A 20,191-nucleotide genomic window follows, 5' to 3' on the forward strand; every position below is an offset into this window, starting at 1 on the left:
GATCCGCGCGCTTCTCGCCGATCATCATGGTCGTGATGCACGGGTTGACGGTGACCAGGTCGGGCATCACCGACCCGTCCGCCTGCTCGGGTACATGGCGCGTACTCCCGTGCGTACCTCCAGGTTGGGCCGCTTGCCGAGAATCGGGTGCAGGTAGGCGACCGACGACGACTGGCGGATGTTGTTCTCGTCGGAGTTGATCTGGAACCAGCACGACCGTCCGGCCCGTGTTGAAGGCGACCCTGGGGATGCCCGCCTGCGCGCACGCCTCCAGCAGGGCCGTGCCGCACCGGTCGTCGTCTCCGACGTCGCTCGGGCCGGCCTCCAGCACGCACACCGTGACGGAGGGGTCCTCGGACAGCCGGGCCGCCACCACGTTGCCCGCGGTGCCGCCGCCGACCACGACATAGTCGAACTCATGCGTACTCATGGGCCTCCTTCAGTCGGCCGCCGGGGCGGCGAGAGGAGCGGTGTCCGCGGCCTCCGAGCGGTGCTCGGCGAGCACGCCGGTCCGGTGCCGCTGCACGAACCAGTAGTAGGCGAAGCCGCCGCCCGCGATGACGGCGACGAACAGCACCGCGCCCCAGCGCAGGTACCAGTGGTAGGGAGCCGCGGCGTTGTAGACCGCGGCCCGCGGCCAGATGAGGTTGAGCGTCATGGCCCCGCCCCACAGCACGGCCAGGATGTTGACCGGCAGCCCCCAGCGGCCCAGGGAGAAGCGGCCCTCGCTCGCGGGCTGCCACTTTCCGCGCAGCCGGGCGACCAGCAGCGGCACCGTGACACCAAGGTAGGCGAGGTAGATCATGATGATGCCGATGCTGGTGACGACGGTGAAGATCTGCGGCTGGCGGATGTTGACCACCAGGATCGCCAGCGCGAGGATCCCGATGATCACGGTGGGCAGTACCGGTGTCTGGAACCGCGGGTGGCATTTGGCCAGCTTCGAGGACGCGGGCAGGTTGTTGTCGCGGGCCATCGCGAACGCCAGCCGGACGGCCGCCGTGTGGACCGCCAGGGCGCACACCGTCACCGCGATCAGCACGCACCACAGCATCGCCTTGCCGGCCGTCGGGCCGAGCACGTCCAGGACGATGTACTGCAGACCGTCCGTGGACAGCTTCTCGCCCTCGAGGCTGGACACGCTCATCAGCGCGAGCAGCAGGATCAGACCGCCGAGCACGAAGGACGCGACGATCGCCCGGATGATCGCGCGCGGCGCGTTCCGGGTCGGGTCCAGGGACTCCTCGCCGAGCGAGGCGGCGGTGTCGAAGCCGTACATGACGTACGCGGAGGCCAGTGAGGCCACCAGGAAGGCACCCAGGTACCCGTTTCCGTACCCCGCGCCGGTGCCGTGCGTCTCCATGACGACCTGCGGACCACGCGTGATGTGGACCGCGAACAGGACGATCAATACGACAGTGGCGACCAACTCGATGAACACGCCCGCCGTGTTGATCCTGGCCATCAACTTGACGCCGAAGGCGTTCACCACGGTGGTGAACAGGATCAACACCGCGGCCAGGATGACCGCGTTGGTCGCCACGTCGTACGTACCGGTGCCGTCCCCCACGAACTGGAAGAACGACGAGATCTGCGGCAGCGTCAACTGGTAGGCCAGCGCCACGGCCGCTATGGACACTATAGAGGCGATCAACATCATCCAGCCGGCGAGCCAGCCCAGATGCGGATTGCCTATCTTCTTCGACCAGTTGTATACGGAGCCCGCGACGGGATAGCGGGCGGCGAGTTCCGCGAAGCAGAGCGCGACCATGAACTGCCCGACGAAGACCATCGGCCACGACCACCAGTAGGCGGGGCCGCCGCTGGCGTAGCCGAAGTAGAACAGCTGGAAGGTGCCGGTCAGGATCGATATGTAACTGATCCCGGCGGCGAAGGTGTGGAAGTTGCCGAGGGTGCGCTTGAGCTCGGGTCTGTAGCCGAACTCGGTGAGTTCGGCGTCGTCCTGGCCGGGGGCGTCTGTGGACTGCGCGGTCGGTCTCATGTGCGGTTCCTCAATGGATGTTCCTCGGTGCGGATTCGATCAGTCGAACCAACCCTGGGGGGTGGGGCGGGTGTTACGCCAGATGTGCTTCGTCTCGCGATACTCGAGCTTGAGTGCCACCTTCTTCACCGTCCCGGCGGCGGCAGCCGTCAGCCGACGGCCGGTCTCCAGACCGCCGGTGAAGGAGACGAGGTCCACGTCCGGATGGCCGCCGTGTGCGCCGCACTGCACCATCGAGGTGGGGTGGATTTCGTCACCGGCACCGGAGTGACCGGACTGCGGGGCACCACCACCGTCACCGGCGTGGAACTCACCGACGGCCGCACGCTCCCCGCCGACATCGTGATCGTCGGAATCGGCACCACCCCCAACACCGCCTGGCTGGACGGTTCGGCCCTGGCCCTGCACGACGGCGTCCTGTGCTACGACGGCTGTGCGACGGCCCTGCCCCAAGTGGTCGCCGTCGGTGACGTCGCCTACGTCGACGGCACCCGCGCCGAGCACTGGACGTCTGCCACCCAGCAGCCCAGAGCCGCCGTGACCAACCTGCTCGCCGGACGAACCGTCGAGACCGCGACCGCCGTGCCCTGCTTCTGGTCCGACCAGTACGGCGCCCGCATCCAGTTCGCCGGCCGGCGCACGGACGGCGACACCGTCCGCATCACCGAGGGCGAGCTCTCCGACGGCGCACCGGCCGAGGGCGGCTTCCTCGCCCGGTACGAGCGGGACGGCCGGACGACCGCGGTGCTCGCCGTGGATCGCCCGCGCCCGTTCATGCGGGCCCGACGCGAACTCGCTCGGGGCGCGGGAGAGGAGCGGGTGCAGTCCGCCGCACGGTGAGGAGTGCCGGTAAGGGCGTCGGCCGAGCGTCCGCTCCGAGGTCCGGACGCCTCACCAGGGCCCCGGCCGTCACTCCTCACGAGTGGGACAACTGCCCGGCCCCACCCCGCCGGCGTATCCGCTCCTGGGCCCGTACGGCCGCGCGTGCCTGCCTTCGGGCCCGACGCCGCTCGCGGCGCAGGGCCCGTGCCGTGCTGCTCGGCATGGACACCACGCCGTTGCGCTGGTTCCAGACCTGACGCGTCACCCACACATCGAGCGCTCCCCAGGTGGCCGCGATCGTGCTGGCCACGCTGCTGATCACCATGGGGAACGCCAGCCAGGACCCGGCCATCGTGCTCAGGAAAGCCACCATCGCCTGGATCAGCGTCAAGGCTATGAGAAGCACCGCCCGCACGGCCGCCGTCCGTACCGGATCCGGCAACCGCCGTCGCCGGGCCGGCTCCTCGACCCACAGGGGCCGGTTGTACCGCTGCTCGCGTACGCCGCGGCGCACCTCCTGAGCCAGGGCTGCTCTTTCGTGAGCCCTGGCCTCGGCCTCCTCAGCCGGAATGTCGCGATCAGTCGCCTCGCGCTTGCGATGCCCAGGCACATGCGCCCCAACAGCCCTGGGCGTCCCGCGCCGCTCCGCCGTGCCCATCAACGTGTCACTCCCCACCGCCAGCAGACCGCTCGTACGCATCCGAAGACCCGTACTCCCCAGTGGCTGCCCGGCTTGCGCTGTTTTACGCCGCCCGGGTGCGGATGCGGCTCCTGTGGCCGATTCCGCCTCCATCTCCCGTAGAGAAGGACGAGCAACCCACCACGAAGATTCCCAAGAACCGAAAAATTTCAGCCAACCGCCCAGACGAGTCACGGCGATCGGCCCGCGCGGCCGGCATCGGTTTCGGGGAGACAACTCCCGCAATGCCCGGACAACTCCCCATGCCTCGTGGCTGGCGCGGAAGTTCACCTTCCGGACCGGTCTTCGAGTTCCCTGGGGGTCGGTAGTAGGCTCGCGCCGTTTGTTGACGCACATGTGTACCCCGGGTAGGCCGGGGACCCGAGCTGGGGGAGGCCATGCGCTTTCGCGGGAAGTCCATCCGCCGGAAGATCGTGGCGCTGCTTCTCGTGCCGCTGGTGTCCCTGAGCGCGATCTGGGCCTTCGCCACGGTGCTCACGGGGCGTGAGGCGGCCGACCTGTTCAATGTGTCGTCCGTGGTGGAGAAGATCGGCTACCCCATCGAGGACACCGTCCGCGTCCTCCAGGAGGAACGCCGCCAGACCCTCGTCTACCTCGCCGACCCCCGCGCCTCCGACGGGCTCGCAGCGCTCCGGCGCAGCCGGACCGCCAGCGACAAGGCCGTCGGCAGCATCCGCGAGAACGCCCGGAACCCGGACGTGCGCGACGCGATGGGCGAGGACACCGACGAACGGCTGACCGCGGTCCTGGACGCCTTCGAAGGCATCGAGTCGCTGCGCAGCAGTGTCGAGGACGGCACCGTCAACCGTTCTCAGGCCCTCGACCTCTACAATCGGCTGGTCGACCCGTGCTACGTCCTCCTGGCCAATCTGCACGTGGTCGACAACGTCGAACTGGACAAGCAGTACCGCGCGCTGGTCAATCTCGCCCGCGCCCGCGAACTGCTCTCCCGTGAGGACGCCCTCCTCGGCTCCGCCCTGATCGTCGGCGAGATCTCCCGGTCCGAGGAGCGTGACATCTCCGACCTCGTGGCCCAGCGCACCCTGATGTACGACGCCAACCTGCCGCTGCTGCCCGTCGCGGAGCGCGACCGCTACGAGAGTTTCTGGAAGAACGCCTCCTCCGCTCCGCTGCGCGTGGCCGAGGAAGCGGCCGTCTCGTCCGGGTCCGGAGCTCCCCGCGGTGTCTCCGCGAAGAGCTGGGACAGCGCCGCCGGCAATGTGCTCGACGAGCTCGGCACCCTCAACGACCAGGCCAACGACCGCTACCAGGACCGCGTCGATCCGGTGGCCATGGGCGTCATCGCCAAGGCGGTCATCGCCGGCGTGCTCGGCCTGCTCGCGCTCCTGGTCTCCCTCTTCCTGTCCGTGCGCGTCGGCCGCACCCTCATCCGCGATCTGCGGCAGCTGCGCCTGGAAGCCCACGAGGCGTCCGGGGTGCGACTGCCCAGCGTGATGCGCCGTCTCTCCGCGGGCGAGCAGGTCGACGTCGAGACCGAGGTCCCGCACCTGGAGTACGACAAGAACGAGATGGGCGAGGTCGGCCAGGCCCTCAACACCCTGCAGCGCGCCGCCGTCGAAGCCGCCGTCAAACAGGCCGAGCTGCGCGCCGGCGTCTCCGAGGTCTTCGTCAATCTCGCGCGCCGCAGCCAGGTCCTGCTCCACCGGCAGCTCACGCTGCTCGACGCCATGGAGCGGAGGACCGAGGACACCGAGGAACTCGCCGACCTGTTCCGCCTCGACCACCTGACCACCCGCATGCGTCGGCACGCCGAGGGCCTCGTGATCCTCTCCGGCGCCGCCCCCTCCCGTCAGTGGCGCAAGCCCGTCCAGCTCATGGACGTCGTACGCGCCGCCGTCGCCGAGGTCGAGGACTACGAACGCATCGAGGTCCGCCGCCTTCCGCGGATCGCCGTCACCGGCCCGGCCGTCGCCGACCTCACCCATCTCGTGGCCGAACTCCTGGAGAACGCCACGGTCTTCTCGCCGCCGCACACAGCCGTCCAGGTCCTGGGCGAGCGGGTCGCCAACGGCTTCACCCTGGAGATCCACGACCGCGGCCTCGGAATGGCCGCCGAAGCGCTCCTGGACGCCAACCTCCGGCTGGCCGAGACGCCGGAGTTCGAGCTGTCCGACACCGACCGGCTCGGTCTGTTCGTGGTCAGCCGGCTCGCCCAGCGACAGAACGTCCGGGTCTCCCTGCAGCCCTCCCCGTACGGAGGCACGACCGCCGTCGTCTTCATCCCCGACGCGCTGCTGACGGACGACATCCCGGACACGAACGGCATCGGGTTCCGCCTCGACCGCCCCCAGCTGGCCGGCGAGAGCGAGCCCCAGGACAGCCGCCGTGCCGCCCTGTCCCAGGCGCCCGCACAGCGTCCCGGCCTGCCTGCCTCCCTCCTGGACGGCCCGGTCGAGCTGGAGGCGCCGGTGGACCTGGACGCCATCGGCGGCTTCCCCGGCTCCCTCGAGGACGAGAACAGCGGACACGGCGCCCTGTTCCGTCCCCACCACTCCCTCACCCGCGCCCAGGACGAGACAGCCGGCCGCCCCGAGCCGCAGCAGCAGAGCGACGCCCGCGGCGGACGGGACCGGACCGACACCGACGACGAGCTCGGCGCTCCGGCCGCCCCGCTCCGCCGCCACACCCCCAAGCTGGTCAGCTCGCACGGGCGCCCGGTCACCGAGCAGCGCCCCCGTCGGGGAAAGACCGACGAGGAGCCCGCCACGGGAACCGGTCCGGCGGAACCGGGGGCCACACCCTCGCTCCCGTCGCGTCGCCGCGGCGAGGAGTCCGCGAGCGGCCGGGCCACGGGCCGGTCCGGGCCGGAGCCCGCGCTTCCGGTCCGGCGCCGCACCGAGGACGCCTCGACCGGCACCCGGCGAGGCGAGGCGCAGACCGACGCACCGCCGCCACTGCCGTCCCGCCGCCGGGGGACGGAATCCGCTCGCCCGGCCATCGGCGCGGCCGGCCGCGCCGCCGACCACACCGGATCCCCGGCCACGCCCGGCAGTGCCGTGGGCGACCGGCCGGAACCGCCCGCGCTGCCCAAGCGCACCCGTCGCGCGGAGATCGCATCCAACGGCCCGGACGCACCCGACCACCGCTCCGGGCCCACGCCGGAGAACACCGGCGGGCCCACGCGCCACGAGGACGGCTCCGGTGCCGCGCCACAGGGCACCGGCTCGGCACCCGGTTCCCCGCTGCGGGGGGCCGGCTCCGGCACCACGGCACTGCCCCGGCGCGTTCGACAGGCCAACCTGGCTCCCCAGCTGAAGCGGGGTCCCGAGCCGCGTACGGAGGACAAGGCCGAACCCGTCGAACGCGACGCCGAGGAAGTACGCAGCCGCATGGCCTCGCTCCAGCGCGGCTGGCAGCGCGGCCGTGATGAGAACGCCGCGGGCGATGCCGCCCACAGCGGCGCAGCACGACAAGGAACGACAGAGGGGGACGGTCGATGACCGCACCGAAGGCGACCGGCCACACTGCGACCATCAAGGGGGAGCTGAACTGGCTCCTCGATGACCTGGTGGACCGCGTCGCGAGCATCCGCAAGGCCCTCGTGCTCTCCGGCGACGGGTTGCCGACCGGGGTGTCCAGGGACCTGACCAGGGAGGACAGCGAGCACCTGGCTGCCGTGGCCTCCGGCTTCCACAGCCTCGCCAAGGGTGTGGGACGCCACTTCGAGGCCGGCAATGTCCGCCAGACCGTCGTCGAACTCGACGACGCCTTCCTGTTCGTGACCGCCGCCGGTGACGGCAGCTGCCTCGCCGTCCTCTCGGACGCCGACTCGGACGTCGGCCAGGTCGCCTACGAGATGACGCTCCTCGTGAAGCGGGTCGGTGTGCATCTGGGCGCCGCTCCGCGCACCGATCTGCCCGCAGGCGGGTAGTGGGATGACATGAGCGCTGACGGTCAGGGAAGAAGCCACTGGTTCGACGACGAAGCCGGACCGGTCGTCCGTCCGTACGCCATGACACGCGGCCGCACCAGCAGCCAGGGCCAGCACCGCCTGGATCTGATCGCGGTCGTGGTCACGGAACCGCAGGCGGACGACCCGGAAGCCGACCACATGCTCTCCCCGGAGCACGTGGACATCGTCGAGCTGTGCCGCGACGTCCCGCAGTCGGTCGCCGAACTCGCAGCGGAACTCGACCTGCCGATCGGGGTGGTACGGGTCCTTGTCGGAGATCTCGTGGACTCGGAATTCGTCCATGTGAACCGGCCCGTACCCCCTGCCGAACTGCCGGACGAGAGTATTCTGCGCGACGTGATCAACGGCCTCCGGGCGCTGTGAGCAGCGCGGAAGCGGGGTACTGACGTGACAGGCTGGCAGTTCTGGGTCGACCGAGGCGGCACCTTCACCGACGTCGTCGCGCGACGCCCGGACGGCCGGCTGCTCACGCACAAGCTCCTGTCGGACAACCCGGCCCGCTACGCCGACGCGGCGGTCCAGGGCGTCCGCACCCTGCTGGCAGACTCGGGCGACCCCGTCGAGACCGTGCGCATGGGGACCACGGTCGCCACCAACGCCCTCCTGGAGCGCAAGGGCGAGCGCACCCTGCTGGTCATCACCCGGGGCTTCCGCGACGCCCTGCGCATCGCCTACCAGAACCGCCCGAGCATCTTCGCGCGCCGCATCGAACTGCCCGAGCTGCTGTACGAGCGAGTCGTCGAGGTCGACGAGCGTATCGCCGCCGACGGCACCGTCCTGCTCGCGCCCGGCCTCGACGCACTCGCCGGGCCCCTCCAGGAAGCGTACGAAGACGGGGTCCGGGCCGTGGCCGTGGTCTGCATGCACAGCCACCTCCACCCCGCCCACGAACAGGCCGTCGGGGAACTCGCCGCCCGTATCGGCTTCCCGCAGATCTCGCTCTCCAGCGAGGCCAGCCCCCTGATGAAACTCGTCCCCCGCGGGGACACCGCCGTCGTCGACGCCTACCTCTCGCCCGTACTGCGCCGCTACGTCCGGCACGTCGCCGACGAACTCGAGGGCGTACGGCTGATGTTCATGCAGTCCAACGGCGGTCTGACCGAGGCCGGGCAGTTCCGCGGCAAGGACGCAATCCTGTCCGGGCCGGCCGGTGGCATCGTGGGCATGGCCCGTATGTCGCAGCTGGCCGGCTTCGACCGCGTCATCGGCTTCGACATGGGCGGCACCTCCACCGATGTCTCCCACTTCGCGGGTGAGTACGAACGCGTCTTCACCAGCCGGATCGGCGGCGTCCGGCTCCGCGCCCCCATGCTCGACATCCACACCGTGGCGGCCGGCGGGGGCTCGGTCCTGCACTTCGACGGTTCCCGCTACCGCGTAGGGCCGGACTCCGCGGGCGCGGACCCCGGGCCCGCCTGCTACCGGGGAGGCGGCCCGCTCGCCGTCACCGACGCCAACGTCGTCCTCGGCCGCATCCAGCCCGCCCACTTCCCGAAGGTGTTCGGCACGAACGGCGACGAGCCCCTCGACGAAGCACTCGTCCGGGACCGCTTCACCGCCCTCGCGCGCGAGATCCGCGAACAGACCGGCGACGACCGCACCCCCGAACAGGTCGCCGAGGGGTACCTGCGGATCGCCGTCGCGAACATCGCGTCGGCGGTGAAGCGGATCTCCGTCCAGAAGGGTCACGACGTCACCCGCTACGCCCTCACCACGTTCGGCGGCGCCGGCGGCCAGCACGCCTGCATGGTCGCCGACTCCCTCGGCATCCGCACCGTCCTCGTGCCGCCCATGGCCGGTGTCCTCTCCGCACTCGGCATCGGCCTCGCCGACACCACCGCCATGCGTGAACAGTCCGTCGAGGCACCCCTGGAACCCGCCTCCATGCCCGGCGTCCGCAAGACCGCCGAAGACCTGGAAGCAGCGGCACGCGCCGAACTCCGCGCCGAGGACGTCCCCGAGGAACACATCGAGATCATCCGCCGCGCGCAGCTCCGCTACGACGGCACCGACGCCACCCTCACCGTCGAGCTGACCGAGCCCGACACGATGCGGCACGCCTTCGAAGAACGTCATCGCGCGACGTACTCCTTCACGCTCGACCGACCGATCGTCGTCGAAGCCCTCTCCGTCGAAGCCACCGGCATCACAGAACCCCCCGATCTCTCCGCTCTCGCCCCCTGCGAAGCCACCGCCGACGGCAGCTCCGCAGCGCCGCAGACCGTCCGCCTCCACACGGGCGGCGCCTGGCGCGACGTACCCCTCCACCGCCGCGAGGGCCTTCCCCCCGGCGACACCGTCACCGGCCCGGCGATCATCACCGAGGCCGGCGCGACGACCGTCGTCGACGACGGCTGGCAGGCCGCGGCGACCGACGGCGGTCATCTGGTCATGGAACGTGCCGCGATCACGCAGAGTTCCGATCTCGACACGAAAGTCGACCCGGTTCTGCTTGAGGTCTTCAACAACCTCTTCATGTCCATCGCCGAACAGATGGGCGCCCGTCTCGAGTCCACCGCCCAGTCCGTCAACATCAAAGAGCGCCTGGACTTCTCCTGCGCCCTCTTCGACCCGGACGGAAACCTGGTGGCCAACGCCCCGCACATCCCCGTCCACCTGGGCTCGATGGGCACGAGCGTCAAAGAGGTCATCCGCCGGCGCGGCTCCCGCATGCGCCCGGGCGACACCTACGCCGTCAACGACCCGTACCACGGCGGCACCCATCTGCCCGACGTCACCGTGATCACCCCGGTCTTCGACACCGTACCGTCGAGCGTCACGGAGAGTGACCCGACGCTCCTCTTCTACGTCGCCTCACGCGGCCACCACGCCGAGATCGGCGGCATCGCCCCCGGCTCCATGCCCGCCGGCAGCCGCACCATCGAGGAGGAGGGCGTCCTCTTCGACAACTGGCTGCTCGCCGAGGACGGCCGCTTCCGCGAGGACGAGACCCTCCGCCTCCTCACCGAGGCGCCGTACCCCTCCCGCAACCCGAACACCAACCTCGCCGACCTGCGCGCCCAGATCGCCGCCAACCAGAAGGGCGTCGACGAGGTCGGCCGCATGATCGAGGACTTCGGTCTCGACGTGGTCCAGGCCTACATGAGGCACGTCCAGGACAACGCGGAAGAGGCCGTACGCCGCGTGATCGACGCGCTCGACGACGGCGACTACGCCTACGAGACCGACTCGGGCGCCGTCATCCGCGTACGCGTGCGCGTGGACCGCGAGAACCGCGCCGCGACCATCGACTTCACCGGCACCTCGGCGCAGCTGCCCACCAACTTCAACGCGCCCTTCTCGGTCGTCAACGCGGCCGTCCTGTACGTCTTCCGTACCCTCGTCGCCGACGAGATCCCCCTCAACGACGGCTGTCTGCGCCCCCTGAACATCGTCGTACCGCCCGGCTCCCTGCTCGCCCCCGAGCCGCCGGCCGCCGTCGTCGCCGGCAACGTGGAGACCTCCCAGGCCGTCACCGGTGCCCTCTACGCCGCGCTCGGCGTCCAGGCCGAGGGCTCCGGGACCATGAACAACGTCACCTTCGGCAACGAACGCCACCAGTACTACGAGACCGTCGCCTCTGGCTCCGGCGCGGGCGACGGCTTCCCCGGCGCACCCGTCGTCCAGACCCACATGACCAACTCACGCCTCACCGACCCCGAGGTCCTGGAGTGGCGACTGCCCGTGCGCCTCGAGGAGTTCGCGGTCCGGCGCGGCAGCGGCGGCGCCGGCCGGTGGCGCGGCGGTGACGGCGCCGTGCGCCGCATCCGCTTCCTGGAACCCATGACCGTCTCCACCCTGTCCCAGCACCGCCGTGTCCCCGCCTACGGCATGGCGGGCGGCGAGCCGGGTGCTCTCGGCGCCAACCGGGTGGAACGCGCCGACGGCACGGTGACCGAACTCGGCGGCAGCGACTCCGCGGACGTCGTCACCGGCGACGTACTCGTCATCGAAACCCCAGGCGGCGGAGGCTACGGCCCGCCGTCGCCCGACCCCCATCAAGCAGGAGAAGAGATCGATGATCTTCGGGCGTTCTGAGCGCGGCAAGCCTCCGGTCGAGCCCGTCACGCTCAAGATCCTGGTGGCCGGCGGCTTCGGCGTGGGCAAGACCACGCTCGTCGGCGCGGTCAGCGAGATCAGGCCGCTGCGCACCGAGGAACTGCTCACCGAGGCAGGGCGTCCGATCGACGACACCAGCGGCGTGGAAGGCAAGCACACCACGACCGTGGCCATGGACTTCGGCCGCATCACACTCCGCGAGGACCTGGTGCTGTACCTCTTCGGCACGCCCGGCCAGGAGCGGTTCTGGTTCATGTGGGACGAGCTCTCCGAGGGCGCGCTCGGTGCCGTCGTGCTCGCCGACACCCGCCGCCTGGAGGACAGCTTCGCCGCCGTCGACTACTTCGAACGGCGCTCGATCCCCTTCCTCGTCGGCGTCAACTGTTTCGAGGACGCCCCGCGTTACCCGATCGAGGACGTCCGCCAGGCCCTCGACCTCGACGACGGCGTGCCCCTCCTGATGTGCGACGCCCGCGATCGCGAGTCGGTCAAGGAAGCACTCATCGGCGTCGTCCAGCACGCCATGGCCTACGCGGCCGACCAACGCCAGACGGTGACCACCTGACGCAGGCCCACTAGCGGGCGCGGCCCGTACCCCCGCCGACCGGGGTACGGGCCGCAGTCCGGAAACGAGGCCCACGCGTGCGTGGTCAGCTGTCGTCGTCCTCCTCCCAGCCGAAGCTCTTCTCCACGGCCTTGCGCCAGTTGTGGTACTGGCGGTCCCGCACCGAGGCCTCCATGGACGGCGTCCACTCGACGTCCTTCTGCCAGTGCGCCTTGAGTTCGTCCAGGTCGTTCCACACACCGGTGGCCAGACCGGCCGCGTACGCGGCGCCCAGGCAGGTCGTCTCGGAGACCTTGGGCCGCACCACCGGCACATCGAGCACGTCCGCCTGGTGCTGCATGAGCAGGTTGTTCTTCGTCATGCCGCCATCGACCTTCAGGGTGGTGATCTGCACCCCGGAGTCCTGGTACATGGCGTCCACGACCTCGCGCGTCTGCCAGCTCGTCGCCTCCAGCACCGCGCGCGCGAGGTGCGCCTTGGTGACGTACCGGGTCAGCCCGGTGACCACGCCACGCGCGTCGGAGCGCCAGTACGGCGCGAACAGGCCCGAGAACGCCGGCACGATGTACGCGCCGCCGTTGTCCTCCACGCTGGCCGCCAGCGGCTCGATCTCGTCGGCGGTCCGGATGATGCCGAGCTGGTCGCGGAACCACTGGACCAGCGCGCCCGTGATGGCTATCGAGCCCTCCAGGCAGTAGACCGGGGCCTCAGTGCCGATCTTGTAGCCCATCGTGGTCAGCAGACCGCTCTTCGACGGCACCGGACGATTGCCGGTGTTGAGCAGCAGGAAGCTTCCCGTGCCGTACGTGTTCTTCGCCGTGCCGACGTCGTAACAGGCCTGGCCGAACACGGCCGCCTGCTGGTCGCCCAGCGCGGAGGCGACGGGTACGCCGGCGAGCTGGCCGAGGGCGGTGCCGTACACCTCGGCGGAGGACTTGATCTCGGGCAGCATCGCTTCGGGGATGTTCATCGCGGAGAGGATCGAGGAGTCCCACTGGAGGGTCTCCAGGTTCATCAGCATGGTGCGCCCGGCGTTGGTCACGTCGGTGACGTGCTGCCCGCCGTCCGTGCCGCCGGTGAGGTTCCAGATCAGCCAGGAGTCCATCGTGCCGAAGGCGATCTCACCCCGTTCGGCCCGCGCCCGGAGATCCGGCACATTGTCGAGCAGCCAGGCCGCCTTGGGCCCGGAGAAGTAGGTGGCCAGCGGCAGTCCCGTCTGCTCGCGGAAACGGTCCTGCCCGTCCGAGCCGCCCAGCTGGTTGCACAGCGACGCCGTCCGCGTGTCCTGCCACACGATGGCGTTGTGGACCGGCTTGCCCGTCGCGCGGTCCCACAGGAGAGTCGTCTCGCGCTGATTGGTGATCCCCATCGCGCTCAGCTGGTCGGCCCGCAGTCCGGCCTTCGCGATCGCCCCCGCGACCACCGCCTGCACCTTGGACCAGATCTCGGTGGCGTCGTGCTCCACCCAGCCGGGTTTGGGAAAGATCTGGCGGTGCTCGCGCTGGTCGACGGCGACGATCGCGCCGTCCTGGTTGAAGACGATGCACCGGCTCGACGTGGTGCCCTGGTCGATCGCTGCGACGTACTTCTCGGCATTGTCCGTCATGGCTACCCCTTGGGCTGGTTCAGAAGGCTGCGTTGTAGATGACGCCACCCAGTAGGCCGCCGATCAGTGGGCCGACGACCGGGATCCACGAGTAGCCCCAGTCGGACGTGCCCTTGTTCGGGATCGGCAGGACGGAGTGGATGATGCGCGGGCCGAGGTCACGCGCCGGGTTGATGGCGTAGCCCGTGGGACCACCCAGGGACAGGCCGATGCCGACGACCAGGAGGGACACCAGAAGGATCGCGATGCCGGACCCGTAGATGCCGCCACCACCCTCGATCAAGCCGATGCCGATGCCCTCGACCTTCTTGTCGTCGCCGACCAGGGCGAGGATGGGCAGCACCAGGGCGATGGTGGCGAGGATCTCGGTCATCAGGTTGGCGATCGGGTTCCGGATCTCCGGGATCGTGGAGAAGATGCCGAGCGTCGGAACCGGTTCGTCCGCCGTGCCCTCAGTGGTTCCCGTCTGCCGTATGTTGGCCGCGAACTGGGCGTAGTACACGAGGTAACACAGGACCGCACCGATCATGGCGCCGGTGATCTGGCCCAGCAGATAGACCCAGACGTTGCTCCACACGCCGGTGTCGACGGCGAGACCGAAGGTGACGGCCGGGTTGATGACTCCTCCGGAGAGGGGAGCGGCGGTGTACGCGCCGGCCAGCACCGCGAAGCCCCAGCCGAAAGCGATCACGATCCACCCAGAGGCCCGTGCTTTCGAGAATCTGAGGGTGACGGCGGCGCACACACCGGCGCCGAACAGGATCAGGATCGCGGTGCCGATCAACTCGCCGAAGAAGATGTCTCCGTTACTCATGGCGGCTCCTAGGCCGTGGCCCGGGACGGTCCGCCCCGGTCCTCAAGTGCAGGATGCGTTTCCCATGGCTACTTCAGCCGAAGGCAGGCAGTCCACGCCCCGCCCGGCATCCGTGACGAGCATGCCGTCGCAGCCGAATCGCCCGTGGAGGAAAGGGGCCTTGGCGCAGGCGCGTACACGCGCCGCAGTGCCGGAATACGCCGAATTTGTACGGCGATGTCGACTGACACCGGAAGTGTTCACCGGCACCCAAGGGGCGTCAAGGTCGCCGACCGCAACGGTTGACGGCCATGTGACGGCGGCCGGGCTCCTGACGGGCCGGGTGGCCGGTTGCACGGCCTGACGGCGCCCGGTCGGGTCGTTGTTCAGATCTGGTCGGGCCACCGCACGGCCTGGGTGGCCGCGCGAGGCTCTGCTGGTGGTGTCCGGCCTCCGCTGAACTCCGCCGTCGGCACTCGCCCAGCGGCACCTGACTCCTCGCTTGCTAGCCACCAGCATCCACCTGACCTGGCGGCTTCTCAACCGCACAAGTCAGGCACGGCCTCAGGCCCCTGTACGGGCCCTGGCCGGCGGGTCGTCGGCACCTGATCGGGCCCCGTCGCACGACAGCGCCCGAGCCCCCACGAGCGGCCGTACGAACCCCTCACAGCCCCGTACCCGCCTCGGTCCTTCTGCGTGGCTCGGGCGCCCTGTCCGCCCTCTCAACTCCCGCCCGGCTCCGCCACCCCACACCCCGCAGGTGCCGGAACCGGCTCGGCGCCCCGGCGGGTCTCGTGTCCGGGCAGGCCCGCCCGGCCCAGCACCCAGCTCGCCCCGCGCAACGACTTCGCCGCCTTCTTCAGCGGTGCCAGGAAGGCCGCCGCCTGCCGGTGATCTGCCACAGTGCCCGGCGCGCACAGCACCGTGGCGAGCGACAGCGTGACCGGCCGGCCCTCCGCCGACCAGGGGGCGTCCAACACAGCGGCGGCTAGCGGATCGAGACCCTCCGGATCGGCGAGCACCAGGAAGTCGTCCCCGCCGATGTGCCCCACGCGCGCGCTGTCCGTCGCGGCCTGCTGCAGCGCGCGTCCGACCGCCCGGATCAGCTCGTCTCCCGCCGCGAAGCCGGCCCCGTCGTTGACCTGCTTGAAGTGATCGACATCCAGCCAGCTGAGCGCGAACGGCCGCCCGGCAGCGATCCGCCGGTCCACCTCACCGGTGATCGCGTCCGAGCCGGGCAGACGGGTCAGCGGATTGAGCCCCGCCGCTTCCTCCACTCGTGTCTCGGCCAGCGCTCGCACCAGGTCCGCGAGCCGTACGACCCCCACACACCGCCCGTACTCGTCCACGACGGCCACGTCGTCCGACGTACGGTCCCGCTCGCCGACCGCCACCACGTCCAGGACCTCCCAGGCGGTCGCGTCGACGCCCACCGTCCGCGGCGGGTCGCCGAGCTTCGCCGCCGGCCGGTCGGCGTACAGGGCATGCCCGTAGCGCCCCGACATCGACAGCAGGAAGCGGGACCGGTGCACCGACCGGAGCGGCACGCCCGCGGTGTCCACGAGCAGCACCCCTGACACGTCCGGCGACCCCGTCAGCAGCGCTCGCACCTGACCCGCGGACGCCGTGGCGGGCAGCAGTGCCGCGGGCCGGACGAACTCCCGCACCGACGGCCCGGACCGCGGCACGGGCACGTCGGCGGGGGAGCGGGGCGGGACGTAGACGTCCGCGGCGGGCAGCCGCGCCGGCGGCGCGAACAGCTCGCCCTGTGCCAGCTGCGCCCCGGCCGCCAGCGCCGCCGCGCACTGACCTTCGGTCTCCACACCCTCGACCGCCAGGAGCGCTCCCAGTTCGTCGCACAGCGTCCGCATCGACCGCACCACGGCCGGCCGCGCCAGCAGCGACGCGTCCAGCTTCACCAGGCCGGGCGCGATGTCCGAGAGCAGCCGCAAGGGCACGTCCCCGTCCCCCACGCCGTCCGCGCAGATCCGGAAGCCCTGGCCGCGCAGCGCGGTCACCGCCTCCAGCAGTGCTTGCTGCGGCACGTGCGTGTACGGCGGACAGATGTCGATCGTCACCTCCCACGGCAGCCGTCCCGCCTCACGCACGGCTGCGTGCAGCGAAGGGAGCCCGCCGAGGTCGGCGAGGGTACCGGCGAACACGTTGACGAACAGCGGAAGCAGGGTCTCCTTGCGCACCGCCGCGCGGACCGCCGACACCGCCAGCCGGCAGTCGAGCCCGGGATCCCGGCGGGCCTCCGCCAGGATGTCGCCGGTCTCCGGGCGGGCGAGTATCTCCAGCCCCGCGACCGCGCCGGTCGTCAGATTGACCACCGGCTGGAAGGCGAAGCGGAGAGTATCCGTCCAGGTGTGCACGGCAGCATGATGACTCCACCGACGCACGCCCAAGCGCAGTTCATGAGACGTTCACGCAGGATTCCGGCGTGGTCACACAGCGTATGGCCATGGCCTGCCGCGACCGCTCGACCAGCTCACCCGTGACGGCATCGCTCTGTGCCGCTTCGGGCCCGTGCCGCCTCTCGCCACCGCCCACGCGAGTGTCCGGCACCGCGGCTCACCGCACTGCGATCACCGCCGACCCGTGCCCGAACAGCCCCTGGTTCGCGCTGATACCCACGCGCGCCCCCGCGACCTGCCGGTCACCCGCGTCACCCCTCAACTGCCAGGCCAGTTCGCACACCTGGGCGATCGCCTGCGCCGGCACCGCCTCGCCGAAGGAGGCCAGCCCACCGCTGACGTTCACCGGTATCCGCCCGCCCAGCGCCGTCGCGCCGTCCCGCAGCAGTTTCACGCCCTCGCCCTCGCCGCACAGCCCCAAGTCCTCGTACCACTGCAACTCGAGCGCCGTGGACAGGTCGTAGACCTCGGCCAGTGACAGGTCCTCCGGCCCGGCTCCCGCCTCCTCGTAGGCCGCTCGGGCGATCGACCCCCGGAACGTCTCGCCGGGCGGATCCACCGCCACCGCGGAGTCCGTGGCGATGTCCGGCAGGTCCAGCACGGTGTTCGGATAACGCGGCGTCACCGTGGACACGGCCCGGATCCGCACCGGCGCCGCATGCCCGTGCCGCCGTGCGAACTTCATGCTCGAGAGCACCACCGCCGCGCCGCCGTCGGAGGTCGCACAGATGTCGAGCAGCCGCAGCGGATCGGCGACGACAGCGGAGGCGGCGACCTGCTCGGCGGTGACCGGGCTGCGGTAGCGGGCCTTGGGGTTCAGCGCGCCCATCGCCGCGTTCTTCACCTTCACCCGCGCGAAGTCGTCCGTCGTGTCGCCGTGCAGAGCCATGCGCCTGCGGGCGTACAACCCGAAGTACACCGGGTTGGTCGCCCCGAAAATCCGGAAGCGCAGCCAGTCGGGATCGTCCGGCCGGTCGCCGCCCGCAGGGCGGAAGAATCCCTTGGGAGCGGCATCGGCCCCCACCACGAGCACCGCGTCGGCGAGCCCGGAGAGTATCTGGGCCCGTGCGGTGTCGACGGCCTGCGCCCCGGACGCGCACGCCGCGTACACGCTCGTGACCCGGGCCCCCTGCCAGCCCAGTGCTTTCGCGAACGTCGCTCCGGCGACATACCCCGGATAGCCGCCACGCACGGTGTCCGCCCCGATGATCGAGCCGATGTCCCGCCAATCCAGCCCGGCGTCGGCGAGCGCCACCTGGGCCGCTGTGACGCCGTACTCGACGAAGCTCCGCCCCCACTTTCCCCACGGGTGCATGCCCGCGCCGAGCACCGCCACCTCTTCCGTCATGCCTTCACCCCCGTCGGTCGCCAGTGCCACGTCGTCCAGGTCGTCTCCGCGTCCTCATGGAGCACTCCGGACACGACCTCCGCCTCCATACCCACTGTCAGATCCGCGACGGTGACCCCGGGAGCCGCCTGTCCCAGCACCACGATCCGCTCGGCCTCCAGTTCCACAGCGATCAACGCGCACGGCTCCCACGGAAGTTCCGGATCGCTCACATAGGGTGACGGCGGTCGATACCGGCTGTCCGTGTACGACCAGATGCGCCCCCGTCGCGACAGCGCGATCTCTTCCAACTCCCCGTCCGCGCAGGAGGGGTTGCGGCAGTGGTGGTCCTCGCGCGGGAAGAAGACCGAGGCGCACGCCGCACAGCGCGTGCCGAGCAGCCGGAAGGCGTCACCGTCCCCGGTGAACCACCCCGCCACCACAGGTGTTCGTGTACGCGACACAGTCCCTCCCCGCAGCCGGATCTGACGGAACGTCAGAAGTCTGCCACGGCCCTCCGGAATTGGGCATCCCTTCCCCGGCGGGGCCGTCTCCTGGTAGATGCAAGGGCCATGACGCGACTCACCACCGTGGCACGCGGCCTCATCACGGTGTTCGCCGCCTTGCTGGCAGCGACCGCCTCCCCCGCGACCGCCCAGGCCGAGACCGAGCCCAGGGCACCGAAGGACTTCGTGACGCTGAGAAGCGTGGACCCGACGATCGTCCAGGAGATGCGCTACGTCACCGCGCACAACTTCGTCGGCGAGCGCATCGACGGCTACCTACAGCCGACCTGCATCCTCACCCGCCCCGCCGCACAAGCCCTCCACAAGGCCCAGAGGAAGCTGCTGCGCCAGGGCTACACACTCAAGGTGTACGACTGCTACCGGCCGCAGCGCGCCGTGGACCACTTCGTCCGCTGGGCCGAAGACCTCGACGACGAGGCGATGAAGGGCGAGTTCTACCCGAACGTCGACAAGACCCGACTGTTCGCCGACGGCTACATCGCCGAGAAGTCCGGCCACAGTCGCGGATCGACCCTGGACGTCACACTCGTGAGGCTGCCGGCGAAGCCGACCCGGCCGTACCACCCCGAAGAGCCCCTTGTGCCGTGCTTCGCACCCAGGGGCGAGCGGTTCCCCGACAACTCGATCGACATGGGGACCGGCTTCGACTGCTTCGACACCCTCTCGCACACCCTCGACCCACGCATCCAGGGTGAACAGCGCGCCAACCGGCTGCTGCTCAAGAACACCCTGGAAGGCCTCGGCTTCGTGAATCTGGCAGAGGAGTGGTGGCACTACACCTACAAGCCCGAGCCCTACCCGGACACCTACTTCGACTTCCCCGTGTCCAGGATGTCGCTCGCCGGCGCCCACTGAGCCGCCTGCCCGAGACACCCTCTCCGTGATCGGCTACAGTCCGCCGCGTGTCCGAAACTCAGCACTCCAGTTCCAACTCCGCGCCGAACTCTCACTGTTCGAGCTGCGGCGCGCCCTACGGAGAGGGCGTATCCGGCTGGCCCCGCACCTGCCCGGTGTGCGGCGCCGTGGCCTACCGCAATCCACTCCCGGTCGCGGTGGCCCTCCAGCCCGTCTACGACACCAAAGGCACCGCCCTGGTCGTCATCACCCGAACCGTCGCTCCCGCGCGCGGGGGCACGGCCCTGCCCGGCGGCTACATCGACGACCGGGAGGACTGGCGGCAGGCCGTCGTACGCGAACTCAAGGAGGAAACCGGCATCGCCGCGGCCGCCCGCGAGGTACGGCTCGTCGACGCGATGAGCTCGCCCGACGGGCACCTGCTGCTGTTCGGTCTCCTGCCGGAACGCCCGGTCGAAAGCCTGCCGCCCTCGGCCGCCACCGACGAGACGGAGTGCTGGCGCCTCCTGCGCAGGGCGGACGAGCTCGCCTTCCCCCTGCACACCGTGGCCGTACGGGCCTGGTTCGAGGGCCGGTACATCTGA

At 70.5% G+C, this 20,191-nt stretch carries 14 protein-coding genes and 3 pseudogenes; 8 read left to right on the forward strand and 9 right to left on the reverse strand.

Going from position 1 to position 20,191, the window contains the following annotated elements; all coding sequences use genetic code 11:
- Window positions 1–96 precede the first annotated feature (96 nt).
- The 3 genes and pseudogenes from OG542_RS33955 to OG542_RS33965 all read right to left on the reverse strand — a co-directional run.
- Window positions 97–430, reverse strand: a pseudogene (locus OG542_RS33955) (hypothetical protein); the annotation flags it as partial.
- A 9-nt stretch (window positions 431–439) separates the two neighbouring features.
- Window positions 440–2,002 carry an APC family permease gene (locus OG542_RS33960; protein WP_328415835.1) on the reverse strand — a complete coding sequence of 521 codons (1,563 nt, stop codon included), beginning with the start codon at window positions 2,000–2,002 and terminating at the stop codon, window positions 440–442.
- Window positions 2,003–2,107: 105 nt separating this feature from the next.
- Window positions 2,108–2,209 (reverse strand): annotated as a pseudogene (locus OG542_RS33965) (aldehyde dehydrogenase family protein); the annotation flags it as partial.
- Here OG542_RS33965 and OG542_RS33970 point away from each other — a divergent pair.
- A pseudogene (locus OG542_RS33970) lies at window positions 2,204–2,842 on the forward strand (FAD-dependent oxidoreductase); the annotation flags it as partial. The pseudogenes OG542_RS33965 and OG542_RS33970 overlap by 6 nt on opposite strands.
- Window positions 2,843–2,918: 76 nt before the next feature.
- Here OG542_RS33970 and OG542_RS33975 read toward each other — a convergent pair.
- A complete protein-coding gene (locus tag OG542_RS33975) occupies window positions 2,919–3,524 on the reverse strand; it encodes a hypothetical protein (protein WP_328415837.1) in 606 nt (201 codons plus the stop codon).
- 377 nt (window positions 3,525–3,901) lie between these two features.
- Here OG542_RS33975 and OG542_RS33980 point away from each other — a divergent pair, with 377 nt between their 5' ends.
- The 5 genes from OG542_RS33980 to OG542_RS34000 are packed head-to-tail and all read left to right on the forward strand — an operon-like array spanning window position 3,902 to window position 12,082.
- Window positions 3,902–6,985 carry a sensor histidine kinase gene (locus OG542_RS33980; RefSeq protein WP_328415839.1) on the forward strand — a complete coding sequence of 1,028 codons (3,084 nt, stop codon included), beginning with the start codon at window positions 3,902–3,904 and terminating at the stop codon, window positions 6,983–6,985.
- Entirely contained in the window at window positions 6,982–7,416 is a 435-nt protein-coding gene (locus OG542_RS33985; RefSeq protein WP_030247150.1) for a roadblock/LC7 domain-containing protein, read from the forward strand. Before OG542_RS33980 ends, OG542_RS33985 begins: the two co-directional genes overlap by 4 nt.
- A gap of 9 nt (window positions 7,417–7,425) precedes the next feature.
- Window positions 7,426–7,821: a DUF742 domain-containing protein gene (locus OG542_RS33990; RefSeq protein WP_184597042.1), complete on the forward strand. Its 396-nt coding sequence runs from the start codon at window positions 7,426–7,428 to the stop codon at window positions 7,819–7,821.
- A gap of 24 nt (window positions 7,822–7,845) precedes the next feature.
- Entirely contained in the window at window positions 7,846–11,496 is a 3,651-nt protein-coding gene (locus tag OG542_RS33995; RefSeq protein ID WP_328415843.1) for a hydantoinase B/oxoprolinase family protein, read from the forward strand.
- Window positions 11,477–12,082 carry a GTP-binding protein gene (locus OG542_RS34000; protein WP_184597039.1) on the forward strand — a complete coding sequence of 202 codons (606 nt, stop codon included), beginning with the start codon at window positions 11,477–11,479 and terminating at the stop codon, window positions 12,080–12,082. The genes OG542_RS33995 and OG542_RS34000 overlap by 20 nt, the downstream gene beginning before the upstream one ends.
- An 85-nt stretch (window positions 12,083–12,167) precedes the next feature.
- On the opposite strand, the gene glpK is transcribed toward OG542_RS34000, so the two are convergent.
- From glpK to OG542_RS34025, 5 genes are all read right to left on the reverse strand, one after another.
- Window positions 12,168–13,688, reverse strand: coding sequence for a glycerol kinase GlpK (gene glpK, locus OG542_RS34005; protein WP_311124628.1), 1,521 nt, complete (start codon window positions 13,686–13,688; stop codon window positions 12,168–12,170).
- A gap of 19 nt (window positions 13,689–13,707) precedes the next feature.
- A complete protein-coding gene (locus OG542_RS34010) occupies window positions 13,708–14,502 on the reverse strand; it encodes an MIP/aquaporin family protein (protein ID WP_311124627.1) in 795 nt (264 codons plus the stop codon).
- Between the two features lie 701 nt (window positions 14,503–15,203).
- Window positions 15,204–16,856: a GGDEF domain-containing protein gene (locus OG542_RS34015; protein WP_328415847.1), complete on the reverse strand. Its 1,653-nt coding sequence runs from the start codon at window positions 16,854–16,856 to the stop codon at window positions 15,204–15,206.
- Window positions 16,857–17,055: 199 nt separating this feature from the next.
- Window positions 17,056–18,246 (reverse strand): lipid-transfer protein, encoded by a 1,191-nt coding sequence (locus tag OG542_RS34020; protein WP_328415849.1) that lies wholly within the window; start codon window positions 18,244–18,246, stop codon window positions 17,056–17,058.
- Entirely contained in the window at window positions 18,243–18,668 is a 426-nt protein-coding gene (locus tag OG542_RS34025) for a Zn-ribbon domain-containing OB-fold protein (RefSeq protein ID WP_328418216.1), read from the reverse strand. Before OG542_RS34025 ends, OG542_RS34020 begins: the two co-directional genes overlap by 4 nt.
- Before the next feature lie 129 nt (window positions 18,669–18,797).
- On the opposite strand from OG542_RS34025, the gene OG542_RS34030 reads away from it, so the two are divergent.
- Both OG542_RS34030 and OG542_RS34035 read left to right on the forward strand, forming a co-directional pair.
- Window positions 18,798–19,607, forward strand: coding sequence for a M15 family metallopeptidase (locus tag OG542_RS34030; protein ID WP_311124624.1), 810 nt, complete (start codon window positions 18,798–18,800; stop codon window positions 19,605–19,607).
- A gap of 47 nt (window positions 19,608–19,654) precedes the next feature.
- Window positions 19,655–20,191, forward strand: a complete 537-nt coding sequence (locus OG542_RS34035) for an NUDIX domain-containing protein (protein WP_328415852.1) — start codon at window positions 19,655–19,657, stop codon at window positions 20,189–20,191.

It is taken from the genome of Streptomyces violaceus (assembly GCF_036014075.1).
GTDB classification, from domain to species: domain Bacteria; phylum Actinomycetota; class Actinomycetes; order Streptomycetales; family Streptomycetaceae; genus Streptomyces; species Streptomyces violaceus.

What these genes read in the sequence shown, in the direction of transcription:
- OG542_RS34000 (WP_184597039.1), top strand. Translation starts at nt 11,477, where the DNA reads ATGATCTTCGGGCGTTCTGAGCGCGGCAAGCCTCCGGTCGAGCCCGTC.
- OG542_RS34030 (WP_311124624.1), top strand. Translation starts at nt 18,798, where the DNA reads ATGACGCGACTCACCACCGTGGCACGCGGCCTCATCACGGTGTTCGCC.
- OG542_RS33980 (WP_328415839.1), top strand. Translation starts at nt 3,902, where the DNA reads ATGCGCTTTCGCGGGAAGTCCATCCGCCGGAAGATCGTGGCGCTGCTT.
- OG542_RS34020 (WP_328415849.1), bottom strand. Translation starts at nt 18,246, where the DNA reads ATGACGGAAGAGGTGGCGGTGCTCGGCGCGGGCATGCACCCGTGGGGA.
- OG542_RS34010 (WP_311124627.1), bottom strand. Translation starts at nt 14,502, where the DNA reads ATGAGTAACGGAGACATCTTCTTCGGCGAGTTGATCGGCACCGCGATC.
- OG542_RS33990 (WP_184597042.1), top strand. Translation starts at nt 7,426, where the DNA reads ATGAGCGCTGACGGTCAGGGAAGAAGCCACTGGTTCGACGACGAAGCC.
- OG542_RS33985 (WP_030247150.1), top strand. Translation starts at nt 6,982, where the DNA reads ATGACCGCACCGAAGGCGACCGGCCACACTGCGACCATCAAGGGGGAG.
- OG542_RS33960 (WP_328415835.1), bottom strand. Translation starts at nt 2,002, where the DNA reads ATGAGACCGACCGCGCAGTCCACAGACGCCCCCGGCCAGGACGACGCC.
- OG542_RS33975 (WP_328415837.1), bottom strand. Translation starts at nt 3,524, where the DNA reads ATGCGTACGAGCGGTCTGCTGGCGGTGGGGAGTGACACGTTGATGGGC.
- glpK (WP_311124628.1), bottom strand. Translation starts at nt 13,688, where the DNA reads ATGACGGACAATGCCGAGAAGTACGTCGCAGCGATCGACCAGGGCACC.